The 20399-nt window shown below is 40.5% G+C and carries 21 protein-coding genes; 17 read left to right on the top strand and 4 right to left on the bottom strand.

The genetic code is table 11. From position 1 onward, the window contains the following. Positions 1-86 precede the first annotated feature (86 nt). The 7 genes from FPV17_RS14990 (at position 87) to FPV17_RS14965 (ending at position 6167) form a co-directional block, all read left to right on the top strand. On the top strand, positions 87-995 hold the full coding sequence (locus tag FPV17_RS14990) for a hypothetical protein (protein WP_035393935.1): 909 nt from the start codon (positions 87-89) through the stop codon (positions 993-995). After that, positions 992-1768 (top strand): EcsC family protein, encoded by a 777-nt coding sequence (locus tag FPV17_RS14985; protein ID WP_144559356.1) that lies wholly within the window; start codon positions 992-994, stop codon positions 1766-1768. Before FPV17_RS14990 ends, FPV17_RS14985 begins: the two co-directional genes overlap by 4 nt. A 235-nt stretch (positions 1769-2003) precedes the next feature. After that, positions 2004-3215, top strand: a complete 1212-nt coding sequence (locus FPV17_RS14980; protein ID WP_144559355.1) for an argininosuccinate synthase — start codon at positions 2004-2006, stop codon at positions 3213-3215. Beyond that, entirely contained in the window at positions 3212-4591 is a 1380-nt protein-coding gene (argH, locus tag FPV17_RS14975) for an argininosuccinate lyase (RefSeq protein ID WP_144559354.1), read from the top strand. Before FPV17_RS14980 ends, argH begins: the two co-directional genes overlap by 4 nt. A gap of 89 nt (positions 4592-4680) precedes the next feature. Further along, on the top strand, positions 4681-4827 hold the full coding sequence (locus FPV17_RS22015) for a hypothetical protein (RefSeq protein WP_158331950.1): 147 nt from the start codon (positions 4681-4683) through the stop codon (positions 4825-4827). Positions 4828-4990: 163 nt separating this feature from the next. Continuing rightward, positions 4991-5743, top strand: coding sequence for an SDR family oxidoreductase (locus tag FPV17_RS14970; RefSeq protein WP_035393993.1), 753 nt, complete (start codon positions 4991-4993; stop codon positions 5741-5743). Between the two features lie 46 nt (positions 5744-5789). Next, positions 5790-6167 carry a hypothetical protein gene (locus tag FPV17_RS14965; RefSeq protein ID WP_035393941.1) on the top strand — a complete coding sequence of 126 codons (378 nt, stop codon included), beginning with the start codon at positions 5790-5792 and terminating at the stop codon, positions 6165-6167. Positions 6168-6203: 36 nt separating this feature from the next. On the opposite strand, the gene FPV17_RS14960 is transcribed toward FPV17_RS14965, so the two are convergent. Beyond that, positions 6204-7316, bottom strand: a complete 1113-nt coding sequence (locus FPV17_RS14960; protein WP_060703791.1) for a M24 family metallopeptidase — start codon at positions 7314-7316, stop codon at positions 6204-6206. 114 nt (positions 7317-7430) lie between these two features. Here FPV17_RS14960 and FPV17_RS14955 point away from each other — a divergent pair, with 114 nt between their 5' ends. The 3 genes from FPV17_RS14955 (at position 7431) to FPV17_RS14945 (ending at position 9837) form a co-directional block, all read left to right on the top strand. Next, entirely contained in the window at positions 7431-8117 is a 687-nt protein-coding gene (locus FPV17_RS14955) for a metal-dependent hydrolase (protein ID WP_144559353.1), read from the top strand. A gap of 100 nt (positions 8118-8217) precedes the next feature. Then, positions 8218-8457, top strand: a complete 240-nt coding sequence (locus tag FPV17_RS14950) for a hypothetical protein (protein WP_035393943.1) — start codon at positions 8218-8220, stop codon at positions 8455-8457. Between the two features lie 69 nt (positions 8458-8526). Beyond that, positions 8527-9837, top strand: coding sequence for a DRTGG domain-containing protein (locus FPV17_RS14945; RefSeq protein WP_144559352.1), 1311 nt, complete (start codon positions 8527-8529; stop codon positions 9835-9837). A 27-nt stretch (positions 9838-9864) separates the two neighbouring features. Here the strand turns inward: FPV17_RS14945 and FPV17_RS14940 are convergent, their stop codons facing one another. Further along, a complete protein-coding gene (locus FPV17_RS14940) occupies positions 9865-10152 on the bottom strand; it encodes a YtpI family protein (RefSeq protein ID WP_144559351.1) in 288 nt (95 codons plus the stop codon). Between the two features lie 84 nt (positions 10153-10236). On the opposite strand from FPV17_RS14940, the gene FPV17_RS14935 reads away from it, so the two are divergent. After that, positions 10237-11166: a DHH family phosphoesterase gene (locus FPV17_RS14935; RefSeq protein ID WP_144559350.1), complete on the top strand. Its 930-nt coding sequence runs from the start codon at positions 10237-10239 to the stop codon at positions 11164-11166. 12 nt (positions 11167-11178) lie between these two features. Here the strand turns inward: FPV17_RS14935 and ytrI are convergent, their stop codons facing one another. Beyond that, positions 11179-11697: a sporulation membrane protein YtrI gene (gene ytrI / locus FPV17_RS14930; RefSeq protein WP_144559349.1), complete on the bottom strand. Its 519-nt coding sequence runs from the start codon at positions 11695-11697 to the stop codon at positions 11179-11181. Next, complete coding sequence (locus FPV17_RS14925; RefSeq protein ID WP_035393950.1) at positions 11697-12032, bottom strand: YtrH family sporulation protein; 336 nt, start codon at positions 12030-12032, stop codon at positions 11697-11699. The genes ytrI and FPV17_RS14925 overlap by 1 nt, the downstream gene beginning before the upstream one ends. A gap of 111 nt (positions 12033-12143) precedes the next feature. On the opposite strand from FPV17_RS14925, the gene FPV17_RS14920 reads away from it, so the two are divergent. The 6 genes from FPV17_RS14920 to pfkA all read left to right on the top strand — a co-directional run bounded on the left by FPV17_RS14920 (position 12144) and on the right by pfkA (position 20394). Next, positions 12144-15422, top strand: coding sequence for a DNA polymerase III subunit alpha (locus FPV17_RS14920; RefSeq protein WP_035393995.1), 3279 nt, complete (start codon positions 12144-12146; stop codon positions 15420-15422). Positions 15423-15558: 136 nt separating this feature from the next. Then, complete coding sequence (gene ystJ / locus FPV17_RS14915) at positions 15559-16761, top strand: NADP-dependent malic enzyme (RefSeq protein ID WP_095151166.1); 1203 nt, start codon at positions 15559-15561, stop codon at positions 16759-16761. Positions 16762-16770: 9 nt separating this feature from the next. After that, on the top strand, positions 16771-17430 hold the full coding sequence (locus tag FPV17_RS14910; RefSeq protein WP_035393954.1) for a FadR/GntR family transcriptional regulator: 660 nt from the start codon (positions 16771-16773) through the stop codon (positions 17428-17430). A 23-nt stretch (positions 17431-17453) separates the two neighbouring features. Next, entirely contained in the window at positions 17454-18299 is an 846-nt protein-coding gene (accD, locus tag FPV17_RS14905; protein WP_144559348.1) for an acetyl-CoA carboxylase, carboxyltransferase subunit beta, read from the top strand. 15 nt (positions 18300-18314) lie between these two features. After that, positions 18315-19292 carry an acetyl-CoA carboxylase carboxyltransferase subunit alpha gene (locus FPV17_RS14900; protein ID WP_060703799.1) on the top strand — a complete coding sequence of 326 codons (978 nt, stop codon included), beginning with the start codon at positions 18315-18317 and terminating at the stop codon, positions 19290-19292. A gap of 142 nt (positions 19293-19434) precedes the next feature. Then, on the top strand, positions 19435-20394 hold the full coding sequence (pfkA, locus tag FPV17_RS14895; protein WP_035393957.1) for a 6-phosphofructokinase: 960 nt from the start codon (positions 19435-19437) through the stop codon (positions 20392-20394). Positions 20395-20399: the final 5 nt, after the last annotated feature.

Below are 20399 nucleotides of genomic sequence, written 5' to 3'. Positions count from 1 at the left end.
AGATACAGGTTGAAAGCTAGAATGAGGGTAAGAACTTCTTTTGCCTTTTAAACGCTTCTCAGCTAAGATAATGGATGGAGGTGTTGATGATGGAATCTGGTTTTTATATGATTCGAGAGCGTGAAATTAAGCAGGCAGCAAACGGGTCGCTTTACGCAAATTTTACGTTGCAACAGCAACATAACCTCCTCTCGGCTCGGCTGTGGGATATAACAGATGACCAACAGCAGAAGTTTGTCCCAAAATCGGTTGTGAAGGTTGAAGGAGCCATTGAAACCTTTCGTTCGAAGCAAATGTTAACAATAAAGAAAATCCGATTGGCGACAGAGGATGATCAAATAAATCGAACTGAACTAATCTCGAAGCCGGGTTTATCCCGAGAAGATCTCTGGCATGAGTTACGGATGATGATGGATGAGATTGAGTCGCCTATTCTACAACAGCTTGTGAAAGAAATATACAGTAATCGTGGGATTCGTGAGAAATTGACTACCTATCCTGCTGGTAAAACCTATCATCATGCTTATTATGCAGGGCTACTAGAGCAAATTGTTGAACTTATGACGGCAGCACTGCAGCTCCTTCCTTTGTATAAGACGGTTAATCGAGACATTGTTTTAGCGGCTTGCTTATTAGGTGACATTGGAAAAATTCAAGCATTAAATGATCCACTTACCCCTGAATATACAGCTGTAGGTGAGCTGATTGGTCAAGTTGTATTAAGTGTCGAAATGATCAATCAAGCGGCACAACAGCAAAAGATTGATGGGTTTAATAAAGAGATTGTACAACTAAAACACACCATTCTTGGTCAGTATGATCAAACAGAAGAGACATCAGTAAAGCCAAAAACGGCGGAAGCTATTTTGTATTTTTATTTGAAACGGATGAATACAGAATTACGAGCACTAGAGCAAGTTAACGAAGCAGGATTTCCATATATTCCTTTATTTAAAAGGAAAATGTTTACCCACTTTGATGAGGAAGGAGAATGACAAGCGTGTCTAGTGTTGAGCAATGGTTAGCAGAAATTGATCAGTATGAAAAGCAGTTGTTCATTCAATCAAAGAAAAAGGGCTGGGATGATGGGAGGCAACCAATTGACGAAAAGTGGACACAGTACACGGATCCAATTGCCATTCAATTGTATCAGTGGATTCAATCTGACTTTTTACAACAGTCAACGTTTCAGTCAATGATACAGTTAGAACCAGATGATTCCATTGCTGTTCGAAATGAGAAGGAACACCTCTTACAAAAAGAATTAGCGCGAACTCGATTGCTTGCTCTCTTACAGGGGGGGATGAGTATCCACTCAAACATGGCTTTACTGACACACATTCCTCTTAGTCTGTATTTATCAAAGAAAGCACTTAATAAAGTCGGTCATTTTTATCAATTCACTCAAACAGGTGGGACTGCAGAAACCATTTTGTCACTGCGGCTGTTACTATACAGTTTTTTACCAAAGCATTTAAAGTATGAAGAGTGGCGCTCGTTAACAAATGATGGTATTGTGTGTGACCAAAATGAGCCTATGTATCTTGGGAAAGAAGACATGATATCAGAGGCCGTTATAAAGCAGCTATTAAAACAGATTATACGCATGTCACTGTATAAACAAGTTGGACCTAAACGTGTTCCGTTGAAACGTATCATTCTTGGTACATATCAAGCTTCAGTCTCCTATAAATCTATGCAATCGTTAACATTGGATGCACAATGCTTCTACAGAAAGCGTTGGCTTCATCGCTTTTCAGAGAACTAATAGTTAGAATTATACAGAAACGAATAGTTCGATAGAAGGGATTTAAAACTTAGAACAAAAAATCCCAAAAACCTCTTGTCAAAACAATCTATGACTGGTAAAGTAATGTATATTCATAAGTTGATTGTTTGGTTTTATACAACTGGGGAGCATACCCCCAGTTCATTTTTCACCTTTGATTGTATAAAAATAATATAATGAGAATTTTTATTCATAAAAACTGGAGGAGATTTTTGTGGCGAAAGAAAAAGTAGTACTTGCATATTCAGGTGGATTAGACACATCCGTAGCAGTGAAATGGTTAACCGATAAAGGGTATGATGTGATTGCCGTTGGCCTTGATGTAGGCGAAGGAAAAGACTTAGAATTTGTGAAGCAAAAAGCATTAACTGTTGGAGCCATTCAATCGTATACCATTGATGCGAAAAAAGAGTTTGCTGAGGAATTTGTTCTTCCAGCTCTTCAATCTCATGCACTCTATGAACAAAAATATCCGCTAGTATCTGCTCTTTCTCGCCCATTAATCTCGAAAAAGCTTGTAGAGGTTGCAGAACAAACAGGTGCTTCCGCAGTAGCCCATGGATGCACTGGAAAAGGGAATGATCAAGTCCGTTTTGAAGTATCCATTCAAGCACTTAATCCCGATCTAAAGGTCCTTGCACCTGTTCGTGACTGGGCATGGTCCCGTGATGAGGAAATTGAATATGCAAAAGCAAACAATATTCCAATTCCAATTGATTTAGATAACCCATATTCTGTTGATCAAAATTTATGGGGCAGAAGCAATGAGTGCGGTATTCTAGAAGATCCTTGGGCGACACCACCAGAAGGCGCCTATGAATTAACAGCGCCATTAGAGAAAACACCTGATACAGCCGATACAATTGAGATTCATTTTGAGAAAGGGGTACCAGTGGCTATTAATGGTCAAGCGATGCCATTAGATGAACTGATTCTTTCTTTAAATAACCTTGCTGGTAAGCATGGTGTTGGACGCATTGACCATGTAGAGAACCGTCTTGTTGGTATTAAATCGCGTGAAGTATATGAGTGTCCAGGTGCAATGACGCTAATTAAGGCCCATAAAGAGCTTGAAGACTTAACGTTGCCGAAGGAATTGGCACACTTTAAACCTGTTATTGAAAAGAAATTAACTGAATTAATTTATGAAGGTTTATGGTTCTCCAGCCTTCAGCCAGCTCTTCAAGCTTTCTTAAAAGAGTCACAGCAGCACGTAACAGGTATTGTACGCGTCAAGCTCTTTAAAGGGCATGCAATTGTAGAAGGAAGAAAATCACCGTATTCTCTTTACAATGAAAAATTAGCAACGTATACACCGGATGATGAGTTTGACCACAATGCAGCAGTTGGCTTTATTTCCTTATGGGGATTGCCAACGAAGGTACACAGCATGGTCACAAAAGCAAAAGAGGAGGTAACATCGTGAGTAAACTGTGGGGCGGAAGATTCACCAAATCAGCCGAAGAATGGGTCGATGAATTTGGCGCCTCCATTGGGTTTGATAAACAATTAGTATTTGAAGACATTCAAGGTAGCATCGCTCATGTGACGATGCTTGCCGCTTGTGAAATCGTGACGGAAGAAGAAAAGAATACAATTGTAGCTGGCTTACAAACGTTGAAGAAAAAAGCCGAAGAGGGAACGCTAGCATATGAAGTTGCTCAGGAAGACATTCATTTAAATATTGAAAAGCAACTAATTGATGAGATTGGTCCTGTGGGAGGCAAGCTACACACAGGACGTAGCCGTAACGATCAAGTGGCTACAGATATGCACCTGTACTTGTATAAAGAGACAAAGACAATTATGGAAGCGATTCGGGCTATGCAAGAATCACTTATTCATCAGGCTCAAGAGCATGTAGAAACCCTCATTCCTGGTTATACACACTTACAGCGTGCGCAACCAGTGTCATTTGCACATCATCTACTTGCATACTTTTGGATGCTTGAGCGTGACTACAGTCGTTTTCATGACAGTTTAAAACGAGTGAATGTGTCGCCTCTAGGTGCAGGTGCACTTGCAGGAACTACGTTTCCGATCGATCGTCATATGACAGCAGAGCTACTAGGGTTTGACGGTATTTATGAGAATAGTTTAGATGCGGTTAGTGACCGTGATTTTATTGTGGAATTTTTATCAGCTTCATCTACTCTCATGATGCACTTATCTCGCCTGTGTGAGGAAATGATTTTTTGGTCCTCTCAAGAATGCCAGTTTATTGAACTGGATGATGCGTTTGCGACAGGCTCTAGTATTATGCCGCAAAAGAAAAACCCTGATATGGCAGAGCTCATTCGCGGAAAAACCGGTCGTGTGTATGGTAATTTATTCTCCCTATTAACGACGTTAAAAGGGCTTCCTCTCGCATACAATAAAGACATGCAAGAAGATAAAGAGGGATTGTTTGACACCGTTGTAACTGTAAAAGGATCACTTCGCATTTTTTCAGGTATGATTGCGAGTATGTCGGTGAAAACAGAGCAAATGGAAGCGGCAGTAAGTCAAGATTTCTCCAATGCAACAGAATTAGCAGATTATTTAGCGACAAAAGGAATGCCGTTTCGTGAAGCTCATGAAGTAGTGGGGAAACTTGTTTTAAAAGCAATTCAAAAAAACGTGTACTTACTTGATCTATCAATGGATGATTTTACAGAGGCAAGTGCCTTATTTGATGAAGACATTTACGATGTCTTACAACCAAAGACTGTAGTGGCTCGTCGAAATAGTGCAGGTGGTACAGGCTTCGCTCAAGTTGAAACCGCCATACAAAAAGCGAAAGAAATCGTAAGTAAGGGTTAGCACAAGGGCTTGGATAGAAATCCAAGCCTTTTTGTTTTTCTCATAGTTTTCTTTTTTTAAGGCATTCTATAGAAAAAGGAGGTCGTAAAATGGACAAACACGAAGAACGAAAACAACAATCAGAAGAAACGCTTGTACATGATCAATTGATGGCATCTTATCAGCAAGGTACAGTAGAAGATCAAGGAAAAGCATTAAACCAAACGAAAGAGGATCATAAAGACGACGCTAAATAAGGTCATGTTTATTCGGACAACGGAAGGACAATTTTCCATTTAGAAAAGTACCTTGTGACGATCGCGCTTTCATCCTTTCAAGCGTGGTCGTCTTTTTTTTGCCTACTACCATAAAGGTAGTGTATCTTAAAAAGAGATAACTAACGATGTGGTGGTGAATGAGTTGCGACATGCAATGATAACGGCTGGAACAAAAGGACTAGGTTTAAAAGTAACTGAATCATTTCTGAAGTCAGGCTATCAAGTAACGGTTACGTATTTAAATGACCGCGAACGTGCACAAACGTTGCAAGACAAATGGGGAACAGAGCGCTTACAAATTATTCGAACAGACGTGACAAAGCGAGACGATTGCAAAGAACTTGTTACACGTGCTCAAGCATTTGCAGGTCGAATAGATGTATGTATTCATAATGCAGGCCCTTATGTATTTGAGAAGAAGAAGCTGGTGGATTATGAAGAAGCTGAGTGGAATGCTATGATTGATGGCAATTTAACGTCTTCTTTTCATCTAATGAAAGAAGTCGTTCCGATTATGAGAAAACAGCAATTTGGTCGAATCGTCTTTTATGGCTTCCAAGGTGCCAACAATGCACCTGGCTGGATTTACCGATCTGCTTATGCAGCTGCTAAAGTGGGGCTCGTTTCATTAATGAAGACCATTTCAATTGAGGAAGCGGAATACGGCATTACGGCGAATATGGTATGTCCAGGTAATATAATGGGAGAGATGAAGGAAGCTACGATTGAAGAAGCACGTCATCATAAGGATCAAAATACACCAATCGGGCGATCAGGCACAGGAGAAGATATTGCCCGAACCGTTATGTTTTTATGTGAAGATAACGCAGATATGGTCACAGGCACCGTAGTTGAAGTAACTGGCGGAGTCGATGTTATCCACCGATACAGATGAATAAATTTATCGAAAACCACACACGTTAAGAAAAAAGAGGTGCGATATGAAGCGTGTGATCGGTATGTTGTTACTTATGCTGCTTTGCTTTACTCAAATGTCAGAAAAAGCAGTGGCGGTATCTGGAAATGAATTGATGGATGCTTTTTCAGTTCGAATTACTGTTGTGGAAGAGGATGTGGAATATCAATGGGAATTTGATAATCCAAACCATTACGAGTACGAGAAAGGTACTAAAGTGATGAAAGGCGACCATGCCAAGGTTCAAGTACTAAAAATGACTGCTTTGCTTCAACTAGATCAAACGAAAACAGCTGACCAGTATAAACAGGTGTTAAAACCATATTACCCACAGATGTCTAGCTTTGAGATACGATGGATGGATTCTCAGAGTGAGCGCTATATATGGAGCTGGGAAAAGTAAAAACAAGGGGCGGTCCATAGCCCCTTGTTTTTTATACTAGTGCTCTCTTGGTGGGACGTTAATAAGTGCTTTAGGGAAAATGGTCAGTGTCTCGACGCCACTATCTGTGACAACGACATCATCTTCAATTCGAACACCTACTTCACCAGGGATATAAATACCTGGTTCAATTGTAAACGTCATGCCTTCTAGCAGTACATCGACATTGTTCTGACTCATAGAAGGGAATTCGTGTACATTAATACCGAGACCGTGACCTAAACGATGAGTAAAATAATCACCAAACCCAGCGTTTTCGATTACGGTTCGAGCAATCGTGTCTAATTCCCCAATGACAACATCTGGTTTAACCGCTGCAACCGCTGTTTCCTCTGCTTCTAAGACTGTATTGTAAACAAGCTGGTGCTTTTCAGGGACTTCGCCATATGCAACTGTACGTGTAATGTCGGAACAGTAGCCATTTACTACAACTCCTAAATCAAACAATACGAATTCGCCTTCTTTTAACGCGCGTGTCCCCGGTTTACCATGTGGAGAGGCGGCATGATCGCCAAACAAAACCGTTGTTTGAAACGCCATTTCCGAAATGCCTTGCTTTTTTAACTCGTATTCAATTTCAGCAATGACTTCTAATTCTGTAACTCCTGTATACAATGCTTTAATGCCAAACTCGACACCAGCATCAGCAAAAGCAGCCGCTTCTTGTAAAATTTCCAATTCATCATCAGATTTTACTAAACGCTGATTCATTAGAACGTGTTCGCAATTCGTAAAACGAATCGAATGGCCCAGCGATTCTAAAGCTTTCATACGGGCGAAAGTTAGTGTGCTTTCCTCCATTAAAATCGACGTAATAGTAGTTAGTTGGTTTTCCTGAAGTTTTTCTTTTATCAGTTGCCATACGTCTTCATGGTCGCTGTAAGGGAGAATGTCGCCTTGATAACCTGCTTGCCGAACAAGCTCTTGTTCCATTTTAGGAATAACAAATACATAAGAATCCTGTAAGATGAAAAGCGCCATTAATCGCTCATGGGGATTGGCAAGCAATCCAGTTAAATAAAATAAAGAGTCTTTGTTCGTAATAAAAGCAAAGTCCGCTTCTTCTTGTTTCGTATGCTGTTGTAGTAATTGCAGTCGCTCTAAGTTCATTCTTTACCTGCCCCCTCTTCTTTATTATTATAAAACATAAAAGTAGGAATGTTTAGGTTAATTCTAAACAGGCTAATAAAAAGAATGAATGAGTTTGAATTGGAGGGATAGAGAATGGAAGTCAGTTTTCATGGACATTCAGTTGTTAAAGTTAAAACAAGCGGGAAAACGATTTTAATTGATCCGTTCATTACAGGAAATAGCCAAACGGATCTGACGGCGCAAGACGAACATCCTGATGTCATTTTACTTACCCACGGTCATAATGACCATGTTGGGGACACTGTGGAAATAGCCAAACGCTCTGGTGCACTAGTGGTTGCCGTAGCAGAACTCGCTACTTATATGAGTTTTCAAGGTGTAGAATCTGTTCATCCTATGTCGATTGGTGGCTCGTACGAATTTGATTTTGGTACCGTGAAGTTTACACAGGCATTTCATGGTTCCTCGTATACAGAGGAGGAAAACCAAAGAATTGTGTATACAGGAATGCCAGGTGGAATTTTGTTTAAAGCAGAAGGCAAAACGATTTATCATATGGGTGACACCGCATTATTTAGTGATTTAAAAATGATTGGTGAACGAAATAATATTGACGTTGCCTTTGTACCAATGGGAGATAATTTCACAATGGGCCCTGAAGATGCAAAGACAGCTGTTGAATGGATAAACCCAAAAGTAGCGGTTCCAATTCATTTCAATACCTTCCCACCTATTAAGCAAGATGCTAAAGCTTTTGTGGAGCGATTGCCACACGGAAAAGGAAAATTTTTAGAAGCGGGTGAAACGATTCGCCTTTAAGACATATAGCTGAATGCAAGGACAGAATCCCTTGTATTCGGTCTTTTTTTAGTCATGTTCCACTTGTTTGTACATAAAGTAGTAGACAAGGAGGGATTCGATGAAACAACGTGGTGTGATTTGTTTGCTCCTCGCATGTATTATGGGGGCTTATGCTTTTGAACACTTACCATTCAAGGAAGCTGGTTTAAGCCAAGTTTTTGCTTATTCTTGGGTTGGCTTTTGTTTGCTTGTAGTCGTAGGAAATGGACTTGCTGTTTTAAAAGCCCAACGTTTGGAACAGAAGGAAAAACTTGCTGCTAAAGCGGCAAATCGAAAAAAGTTAAGACAGTACGGATAAGAAGTTGCTAGGGCACTACGTCAAGTCGTATACTAAATAGAAGTGAAATGGTGAAAGCGTGGTGCCAAAGTGACTAAACATGAGCAAATAATTGATTATATTACTCAGCTCCCAATTGGAGGAAAGATCTCCGTTCGTCAAATTGCTAAAGCAATGTCTGTAAGTGAGGGGACGGCTTATCGAGCAATTAAAGAAGCCGAATCACAGGGGCTTGTTTCAACGATTGAACGAGTAGGAACGATTCGAATTGAGAAAAAGAAAAAAGACAACATCGAGAAGCTAACCTTTGCAGAAGTCGTAAATATTGTTGATGGACAAGTTCTTGGAGGGAGATCTGGTTTACATAAAACGCTAAGTCGCTTTGTCATAGGAGCGATGAAAACAGAAGCTATGATGCGCTATGTAACGGCAGGAAACTTACTCATTGTTGGTAATCGTTATCAAGTGCATAAGATCGCCCTTGAAACAGGAGCGGCAGTGTTAATTACAGGAGGCTTTGATACGAGCTCAGATGTGATTAAGCTTGCAGATGAACTTGATTTGCCGGTTATTTCGACGTCTTACGATACATTTACAGTCGCTGCAATGATTAACCGAGCTATATACGACCAGTTAATTAAAAAAGAGATTGTCGTAGTTGATGATATTTTAATTCCGTTAGAAAAAACGTACTATTTAACGATAGGTGAATCGGTTCAGCACTGGCAAGAACTCAACGAACGAACAGGTCATAGTCGCTATCCAGTTGTGGACAATACGCTTAAAGTACAAGGGATGATTGCTGCAAAAGACGTATTTGATCAATTAAAACAACAGCCAATCGAAAAAGTGATGACGCAAAACCCTATTACTGTGAATGAAAAAACGTCAATTGCCGCTGTAGCCCATATTATGGTGTGGCAAGGCATTGAATTGCTACCTGTAACCGATGGACAAAAAAGGTTGCTTGGTGTTGTTAGTAGACAAGATGTTTTAAAGGCTATGCAAACAACACAACGTCAGCCGCACGTAGGAGAGACCTTAGAAGAAATTGTAACAAGCAGAATGGAGCAGGTGACAGAAAATAAACAAGAGCCTGTTTATCATATTGTTGTTAGCCCGCAAATGACTGATCAATTAGGAACGGTTTCTTATGGGGTAATGACAACGATTATGATTGAAGGGGCTAGACGTACATTACGTATGCACAAGCGTGGCGATATCGTTGTCGAAAATTTAACACTATACTTTTTAAAGCCCATTCAAATTGATACAGAAGTAAAAGTTATACCACGATTGCTAGAAGTGGGGAGAAAACACGGCAAATTTGATGTGGAGGTTTACCGAGAAGGAGAGATTGTTGGGAAAGCGTTATTAACAGCACAGTTGATCGAAGCTTAAAGAACTTCCCTAGTAGCCTAGGGAAGTTTAGTCAAGTTGAGCTGTATAATGTTTATGGGCGCGTGCCCCGTGAGTAGTGTTGGCAATACCAAACAGTAAAAAGATCCCGCCAATTACTATTTGAATGGCAGTGAAGTTTGACAAGAGTAGTAAAATAACACTAATAGCGATTAACGTCGCACCTAAGGCCAGTTGCGCTCGAGATTCTAAAATCTTCTTTTCTAAAGAATCTTTTAAACGAATCGCTTTAATTCGACTAAAAAGATATAAAAGAAAAGCAGCAATGGCTACAATAATAAGAATTTGATTCAACATACAGGTCCTCCTATATAGACAAGCTGTGTTTATTGTACAGCGTAAAAATAGAAAAGACTAGTTCTGATTGAAAGAGGTCATAGAATGTTTAACCATATTATTGAGAAAATCGAACAATTTGAAACGATCATTATTCATCGTCACGTGCGACCAGACCCTGATGCGTTAGGGTCACAACTTGGCTTAAAGGCTATGATTAAACAAAGCTTTCCGAATAAACATGTCTATGCTGTAGGCGAGGAAGAACCATCTCTTATGTTCTTAGGAAGAATGGATACAATTGATGACGACGTGTATGAGGGTGCATTGGTGATTGTTTGTGATACAGCAAACACAGACAGGATAAGCGACGATCGTTTCAATGATGGGAAAGTGCTAATTAAGCTAGATCATCATCCGAATGAAGAGCCTTATGGAGACATTGTGCTTGTGGATACCACGGTAAGTTCAACGTCGGAATTAATTGTTGCGCTACAAGAGCATTCGTCTGTGTTAACTCTGACTGAAGAAGCATCATTTTTACTTTATTCAGGAATTGTCGGAGACACAGGTCGTTTTCGATTCCGCAATACAACAGGAGAGACGTTAAGAAGAACTGCTTTATTGCTTGATCAAGGAGTGGATACTCAGAAATTATTTAATCAACTCTACAAGCGAGAATTACCGCTTGTCCGCTTAGAGGGATATATTCTGCAAAATTTTGAGTTGTTTGATGGGCGTGTTGGGGTAATGAAGCTTCCAAAAGCGACGTTACAATCATTTGATGTTACATCTAACGAATCTTCTTTGCTTGTAAATTGCTTCTCTGGTGTAGAAGATATTCAAATTTGGGTCTTTTTTGTAGAAGAGGAAGATCGTATCCGAGTAAGACTAAGATCGAAGGCCATTGTCATTAATGGGATTGCTAAAGAACACCATGGTGGTGGTCATCCTGTAGCCGCTGGAGCAACTGCGTATTCTTGGAAGGAAGTGGAAGAAATCATTCGGAAGCTAAGACAAGCAGTGCATGTTTAAGCATTGAAAGATTTAAGGGGTGCTCGCTTGTTCTTCATGAATGATTTCAACATCAATACGAAAGTCTGGTAAAGCGTACGTTCTCGTAATTTTTACAGTATAGTGGTTATCATTAATTTTGTAGACTTTATTCTCGACGGCGCTTTCCATGACTTCGGTTAAACTAGCAATGGTTTCAATACTTGTCCCTTGAAGGTGCTGTAGCTCTTTTAAAATTTGCTGCCTTAGTTCATATACGTTTAGTTGGCTCAAATGGTAGCGTTCAGCATTTAAAATGGTGACAGACACGGTTTGCACCAGAAGCTGTCGGGCATTTTCTTCATTTTGTAATGATAAATCATGAATGAATTGTGCGTTCTTTGCTTGTAATTCTTCAATAATGATGTCTTTTTTTCCAATTTCTCCATGAAGGCGGTCGTGTTTTTGTCCGTATTCGGCAATGAAAAAAGACCAGCCGATTAAGGCGCCTATCATGATGCCAGCGAAAAAACGCAGCCAGCCTCGGTGCTTCGAGTAATTGGGAATAAACATTAGACTGGATCACCTACAATCCACCTTAACAAGATAGAGCCAGATTGTGCACCGCAAAAAGCAACGAGCAGCATGGCAAGCGTTCGATAAATATCTTCATGTACACCGCTAAATAAGCCGCTTTCTATTTTCGTAATCGCATCAAAAGAACCACCAATGGCTGCGACAATTGCCCAGATTTTTAAGCTGTTCGATAAGCTGAAAATTTCACTAAGGACGGGTTTTCCGATTAGAAAGGCACCTATACCGCCAATTAATGCACCACCAATCATGACGCCGAAAGCGATGAAGAAGTTCATTACTAAATGGGCAAGCATTTCTTTTGTTAAAAGCATTGATTTCACCACCTCGTTTCTACGTATTAATTATATATAAGGACAAACCATTACGTTTATGACAACAAATAACGGAGATTCGATAGTAGAAGGTAAAGGAGAGTGATGGTGTTGAGCACCTTGCTTTCAAATATTTATAGTGAGCATAGTCTACTTCAGTCCGGCTTAACGATAAAAGCCTATGTACAGCAAGCTAAGCAATTAGGATATAAAAACCTTGCATTAACAGACAAGCATACATTAAGTGGCGTGTACGATTTCTTAAAAGAGTGTGAGAAAGTTGATATGAAACCATTGGTCGGGCTAGAATGCACAGTCCTTGTTAAAGACGTTCGACTTACCGTACGCTTGCTTGCTAAAAATAAGCAAGGTTATCAACAACTAGTTGAACTAAGCTCAGCGATGCGGATGAGCAAGGAGAACGGAATTTCATATGAAGTTTTTCAGCAACATACAACGGCGTGTATTGTTTTATTGTCGCGTCAGTCATTTACTCAAGCGAAGGACTGGCACAAAAGGTGGTTAGCACTTACTTCACATAGTGAAGGAAGATTAGAAATTCATGGTGCAAGTGATTATACACTTATCGAATTTGCGGAAGCGCATGGTATTGTATGCGTGGCAGCACCGCCTATTCGATTTTTGAAAGAGGAAAACTACGATTTCTATCGTTTGCTCACTGCAATTGGCGCAGGAACAACGGTGGATCATGTAGTGCTAGAAGAAGAATCGGAAAACGCGTACTTATTGTCGTTAACAGAACGGAAGAAACGGTTCTCAGAAGCACTTCTGCAGGAGACGGATGCGTTGGCTGACAAGATAGAGACGTTTACTCTTTTTCAAAAGCCGACTATCCCACGCTTTGACGGTTTAGAAGAAAAAGAGGCACATGAACAACTGCAGGAAAAAGCAATGAAAGGATTTCAGCAACGGTACCAGTCCAACCCTTCGGAAGAAGCAATGGAGCGATTGGAAAAAGAACTAAACGTAATTAAACAGCTTGGTTTTGCTTCGTACTTCTTAATTGTGGCTGATTTTATGAATTATGCTCATCGCTCTAATATTCTTACAGGGCCAGGAAGGGGTTCCTCTGCTAGCTCTATTGTTGCTTATGCATTGCGTATTACAGATGTTGATCCTCTTAAGCATGGTCTGCTCTTTGAACGTTTTTTAAATCCAGAGCGAATTTCGCTACCAGATATTGATATTGATTTTCCTGATTACCGTCGAGACGATGTGATTCAATACGTTCGAGAACGGTTTGGAAACGATCACGTCGCGCAAGTGTTGACGTTCGGTACGTTTGCAGGAAAAGCGTCCATTCGAGATGCAGGAAAAGCGTTTGGACTGAACAGTGGCTTCGTTGATCGTGTTGCAAAGGCGATGAATTCAGCGCTCACATTGGAAGAGGCTGAACAGCAAGGGCTATTTTCATCGTTTCAATCAACTGAGCTTGATACACTTCTTTTCTTTGCAAAGCAATTAGAAGGCATGCTCAGACATGAATCAACTCATGCTGCTGGAGTGATTATTAGCGATCGTCCCCTTAAAGAAAAAGTAGCTCTTCAGTATGGAAGCGATGAACGGGTCATTACACAAGCGGATATGGATAGTCTTGATGCGCTCGGGTACGTAAAATTTGATTTTCTTGGCTTGAAGAATTTGACATTGCTTGAACAGATGCTCCGTTTAATTGAAGGAGCAACAAATCAGAAACTCAATTTGCGCGATATTCCATTCGATGATGAGAAGACGTTTCGCTTATTACAACAAGGAGAATCAACGGGTATTTTCCAATTAGAATCAGACGGAATGAGACGTGTGTTAAAGCAGTTAAAGCCGTCCAGTTTTAATGATATTGTCGCAACGACTTCGTTGTATCGACCAGGTCCAATGACATTTATTAAAGACTATATTCAAAGCAAACATGAGCAGAAAAAAACATTTTCTCACCATGTGGAGATTAACCGCATTCTACAACCAACTTTCGGTGTCATCGTCTACCAGGAACAAATTATTCAATTGATACAAATTAGTGCTGGATATAGTCTTGCTGAGGCAGACATATTTCGACGAGCCATCAGTAAAAAACAGCGAGAGTTAATGAATAAGGATTCTTTTGTCGAGCGGTCGATAGCACGAGGTTATACGAAAGAGGAAGCAGAGACGTTATTTACATTAATTGAAAAATTTTCGAATTACGGATTTCCAAAGTCTCACGCAACGGCTTACAGTATGATCAGTTATTGGCTGGCTTATTTGCGTGTGCACTACCAAGAAGCGTTTTTTGCGGCACTCTGTTCAGCCAATTGGCAAGATCATCAGAAGCTTTACAACTATATTTATGAAGCTAGAAAAGCAGGCGTTGAGGTGCTTCCACCATCTATTCAAGATAGTCATGCTTTATTTACTGTGGAAAAAGCGTGCATTCGCTTTGGGCTACTTCCAATTACAACCGTAAATCGGCGCATCGTAGATCAAATTAAAGAAGCAAGAACGACACCGTTCCAAGATTTCTTTACCTTTGTTGCAAAGGTGTATTCTTCAACCATCACGCAACCAGTTCTAACTGCATTAATTAAAGCCGGTGCATGTGATCATTGGGGATATTCACGAGCGGTTTTATTGGCAAACGTAGATAAAGCAATTGCATTTGCTAAACAAATTGATGATTTTAAGCAGTCAGCAGGTAGTTTGTTTACGATTAATCCAGTTACACCTGCCTATATAGATATTGAACCATCAACAAAGATGGAAGAAATCGGGTGGGAGAGAGAAGTGCTTGGGTTTTACTTCTCTGGTCATCCAATTGAAAATGAAAAGGAGCGTCTCGCGCCTTTTCACCGCACGACACTTATCCAAGCGGAACCTTCAAGAAAAGGTATTCGAGTAGGGGTGTTAGTGAAAGCACTAAAAAAAATTACAACAAAAAAAGGGAAAGCAATGGCTTTTTTTATTGGAAGTGACGAGACGGAAGAATGTGAGTGTGTAGTTTTTCCTACTGTGTGGAAAGATGTGGAAACGGTCTTAACTGAGGGAAGCCTCGTGCTTTTACATGGAGTTGTAGAGGAAAGAGAAGGAAAAAAACAGTTCATTGTTCAAAAAGCGATTGATCTGAATCAACTGCCGTCAACTGAAAGTAAACAATTTCTACACGTTTATATTGAAAAAGAGCAAGATGTGCCGACGAAATTAAGTGATTTAAAATACATCTTAAGCCAAGATAGGGGGACAGCACCTGTCATCCTATATCGAAAAAAAAATCATACCAAAATAAAGCTTCCAGATAAATATGCTGTGCAGCCGTCAAAGCGAACGATCCAGCTTTTAAAACGGTTATTTGGTGAAGATAACGTCCGCATAGAAGAACGTGAGGATGAGCAAGAATAAAAGAAGTTTCCATCAACCTATTGGCAGATGGAACGAACGTGTTTATAATAGAAGGCGAACAATAGGTGGTCTGACCAGTCAGGTTTTATATAAAGGAGAGAGAATTGTGTCTACTACGAGAGAAGAAGCGCTTCACATGCATCGTGTTAATCAAGGAAAACTAGAGTCAAAAGCGAAAGTGCCCGTTAAAGATGCAAGGGATTTAAGCTTAGCTTATTCACCAGGAGTAGCGGAGCCATGTAAAGAAATCTTTGAAGATGTTGAATCGGTTTATGAATATACGATGAAAGGCAATATGGTTGCGGTTGTTAGTAACGGGACTGCTGTGCTTGGGCTAGGGAATATTGGTCCAGAAGCATCCTTACCTGTTATGGAAGGTAAAGCAGTTTTATTTAAATCGTTTGCTGGAGTAGACGCGTTTCCAATTTGTCTCCGTTCGAACGACGTGGATGAAATTGTTAATACCGTTAAAATGCTTGAGCCTACGTTTGGTGGAGTGAATTTAGAAGATATAGCTGCTCCAGACTGTTTTGTTATAGAAGAACGTTTAAAGAAAGAAACAAATATTCCTATTTTCCACGATGACCAGCACGGGACAGCTATTGTTACATTAGCTGGTTTAATCAACGCACTTAAACTAAGCGGCAAAAAGCTATCAGAAATTAAAGTAGTGGCAAATGGTGCCGGTGCTGCTGGTATTGCGATAATTAAATTAATGTTGCGGATGGGTGTTCGTGATATCGTTATGTGCGACACGAAGGGCGCCATTTATGAAGGTCGTCCTTATGGAATGAACGCTGTTAAAGAACAAGTTGCAAAGCGTACAAACCCTAATAGACAAGAAGGTCAACTGGCAGACGTTATGAAAGGCGCCGATGTCTTTATTGGTGTGTCTGTTGCTGGAGCCGTTACAAAAGAAATGGTTGAAAGCATGAACGTTGATCCCATTATCTTTGCTATGGCCAATCCAATTCCTGAAATTATGCCTGAGGATGCAAAAGCAGCAGGTGCATCTGTAATCGGAACAGGTCGTTCAGATTTTCCTAACCAAGTAAACAACGTACTTGCTTTCCCTGGTATTTTCAGAGGAGCATTAGATGTACGAGCTACGCATATAAATGAAGAAATGAAAGTTGCAGCCGTTTATGCCATTGCTAACTTAGTGGACGAGAAAGATTTAACGGCAGATTACGTCATTCCTGCACCGTTTGATCCACGTGTTGCTCCAGCTGTTGCAGCGGCAGTAGCGAAAAAAGCAATGGAAACAGGGGTTTCAAGAGTAAAGGTGGATCCTGAAGAGGTTGCGGAGAAAACGAGACAATTAACGATCATCGACTAAGGAGGCGCTATGGCTACGGACAAACGCTACATTGAAATTATTCGTGCCCTTAGCGAGATGATTCAGCAAGATGACTTAAAAAGTGGCGACAAGCTACCATCGGAAAGAGAATTGAGCGACCGACTCCAAGTTGGTCGCTCATCCATTCGTGAAGCTTTACGAGGCTTAGAGCTTCTTGACATCATTGAGACAAAAAGAGGCGAAGGGACTTTCATGAAAGCTCCCTCAAGCTATAGGCTAGTGGATCTGCTTTTATCTTTTATCTTAAAAGACGACCAAGCAAGGAAGGATTTAAGTGAGACGAGGCGAATTGTAGAGATAGAAGCGTTAAAGTTAGCTGTCTATCGAATTTCTGAAGACGAAGTACACCACTTAGACGAGCTTATTTCACATTCGAAAATGAAATGGAGTCATGGGGACTTTCCTGTAGAAGCAGATTACCAGTTCCATGAGACTATCGTTAAAGCATGTGGGAATGTTTTACTTTATAATATTTGGAAATCGTTAGTGGCGTTTAATAAAGAAGCAATTAAAGAATCTCTTGAACGTAAGGGAAGGCCACCTGAGTCGATTAAAGAACACGAGCTAGTTGTCGAAGCGATTAAGCATGGAGAAGTAGAGAAGGCGTTGGAAGCGATGAGTCATCACTTGAAAAACAGCCGTTTTTAAAGGATATAGCAAGGAGCGATCCCATGTTAAAGGATATGTTTTCTAAGAAAAAGAAACGATATGCAACGATTCCATCTGAGCGAGCAAAAATAGAAGTACCTGAAGGGCTAATGACAAAATGCCCATCATGTCGCACGATTATGTACACTAAAGACCTTAAAAAGAATTTAAGTGTGTGCCGAACATGTGGACATCATCACCGGATGGGCGCTTGGGAACGAATTGAAGCGTTAATAGACGAAGGAACGTTTCAGGAAATGGATGCCGATGTAATTGGTGGAAATCCATTAGCGTTTCCTGATTATGAGAAGAAACTTGAAGCAGACCGTAAGAAAACAGGCTTAAACGAAGCGTGTGTGTCAGGTGTTGGTGAATTAAACGGTCATTCAGTTGTTTTAGCTGTTATGGATCCTCATTTCCGAATGGCGAGTATGGGGGCAGCGGTCGGTGAAAAGCTGACAAGAGCAATTGAAAAAGCAATTGAAACGAAACATCCTCTAATTATCGTGGCTGCTTCTGGCGGTGCGCGTATGCAAGAGGGGATGATTAGTTTAATGCAAATGGCGAAGACAAGTGCTGCACTTGAAAAATTAGATCGCACCGGTGGCTTGTTTATTTCAGTAATGACACATCCGACTACAGGTGGTGTTTCCGCAAGTTTCGCATCGTTAGGTGATTACAATTTTGCAGAACCAAAAGCACTTGTCGGCTTTGCTGGTCGTCGCATTATTGAACAAACGATTCGAGAGGAACTTCCGGAAGACTTCCAGACTGCGGAATTTCTGTTAGAGCATGGGCAATTAGATCGAGTTATCCCACGACTAGAAATGAAAGATACGCTGACAACAGTGTTGGCAATTCACCAGTAGGTAGGGGGAGCAAACATGACTACTGAACGAAATTTTGAAAAACCTGTATTGGAGCTTCGAAATAAGATAGAAGAGCTTCGCAAATTTGCAAAAGAAAAAGATTTAGATTTAAGTTCTGAGATCCATAAAATGGAAGTTCGTTTACAAGAACTAGAGGAATCGGTCTACACGAACATACAGCCATGGGAACGGGTGCAAATTGCTCGAGATCATGAACGGCCAACGAGCCTTGATTATATTTCTCTTTTGTTTTCTGATTTTCTGGAACTTCACGGTGATCGACTTTTTGGCGATGATAAAGCGATTGTTGCTGGAATTGCGACGTTTGAAGATCAGCCTATTACGGTAATTGGTCACCAACGAGGAAAAGATACAAAAGAAAATATTATGCGCTACTTTGGTTCTCCTCATCCAGAAGGTTACCGAAAAGCATTACGCTTAATGAAGCAAGCAGAAAAATTTAATCGCCCAATCGTTTGCTTTATTGACACTAAAGGCGCTTATCCAGGTAAGTCGGCAGAAGAGCGTGGACAAAGCGAAGCCATTGCAAGAAACTTACTTATGATGGCTGGTTTAAACGTTCCAACTATTAGCATTGTCATAGGAGAAGGTGGAAGCGGTGGGGCACTTGCCCTCGGCGTTGCTGATCGAATTTATATGTTGGAGAACTCAACGTATTCGGTTATTTCACCAGAAGGCGCAGCTGCATTATTATGGAAAGATTCTACACAAGCGAAAAGAGCGGCAGAGACGATGAAAATTACTGCACCGGATTTATATGAGCTTGGTGTAATCGATTCAATTATTGAAGAACCTAAAGGCGGCGCGCAACGTAACATGGAGGAGCAGGCTGTTAGCATGAGACGTGTGTTACGTGATGCCTTGAATGACTTAAAAGCAAAGCCTGTAGAGACGCTTTTAGAGGAACGATATGAAAAGTATAAGAAAATGGGACAAATAGCTGATAAACGAGTTAAAGCAGAATCTAAATGATTTGGAAGTGCTTTCATTGATATGAAAGCATTTTTTGTAGTATGGAAACACTTGTGTTCAGGAAATCAAAGTGGTATCTTTACTTGCAGAGACTAGTTAAGACAAGCTTCGTCTGTCTTATTGTTCGTTAGGAGGAACATAATTGAAACGTATTGGTGTATTAACAAGTGGTGGCGATTCACCTGGTATGAATGCAGCGATTCGCGCAGTTGTTCGAAAAGCAATCTATCATGGAATTGAAGTGTATGGAATTTCTTATGGCTATCAAGGTTTAATTGAAGGCGATATTAAGAAAATGGAGCTCGGCTCTGTTGGGGACATTATCCACCGAGGCGGCACAATGTTATATACAGCACGATGTGAAGAATTCAAAACCCTTGAAGGACAAAAAAAGGGTATTGAACAACTTAAGAAACATGGAATCGAAGGACTTGTCGTCATTGGTGGAGATGGGTCTTATCGTGGCGCGCAAAAATTAAGCGAGCATGGTTTCCCAACAGTTGGTGTACCAGGGACGATTGACAACGATATACCTGGAACAGACTTTACAATTGGTTTTGATACAGCGCTAAACACCATTATTGATGCCATTGATAAAATCCGTGACACTGCTACATCTCATGAGCGTACGTACGTTATTGAAGTAATGGGTCGTCATGCAGGAGATCTTGCGCTTTGGGCAGGACTTGCTGATGGTGCTGAAACAATTGTTATTCCAGAGGAAGAGCATGATATGAACCTCATTCTTGCCAACATTAAACGTGGTGTTGAGCGTGGCAAAAAGCATAGTATTATTATTGTTGCTGAAGGTGTTGGATCAGGCTTTGATTTTGGTGAAAAAATTAGTGCTGAAATGAATGTGGAGACACGTGTAACGGTGCTAGGACATATTCAGCGGGGTGGATCACCAACTGGAGCTGATCGAGTGCTTGCTAGTCGTTTAGCTGCAAAAGCCGTTGACTTATTATTAGAAGGTAAAGCGGGCATGACTGTAGGAATACAACGTAATGAAATTGTTTGTCATTCCATTAATGATATTTTAGATCAACCACATAAAATTGACACAGATATGTACAAGCTTTCGCAAGAACTGTCGATTTAAGAAAA

Origin of the sequence: Shouchella miscanthi (assembly GCF_007725405.1) — a bacterium.
Lineage (GTDB): Bacteria > Bacillota > Bacilli > Bacillales > Bacillaceae_D > Shouchella > Shouchella hunanensis.
This window is presented reverse-complemented; position numbering and strand designations above follow the sequence as displayed.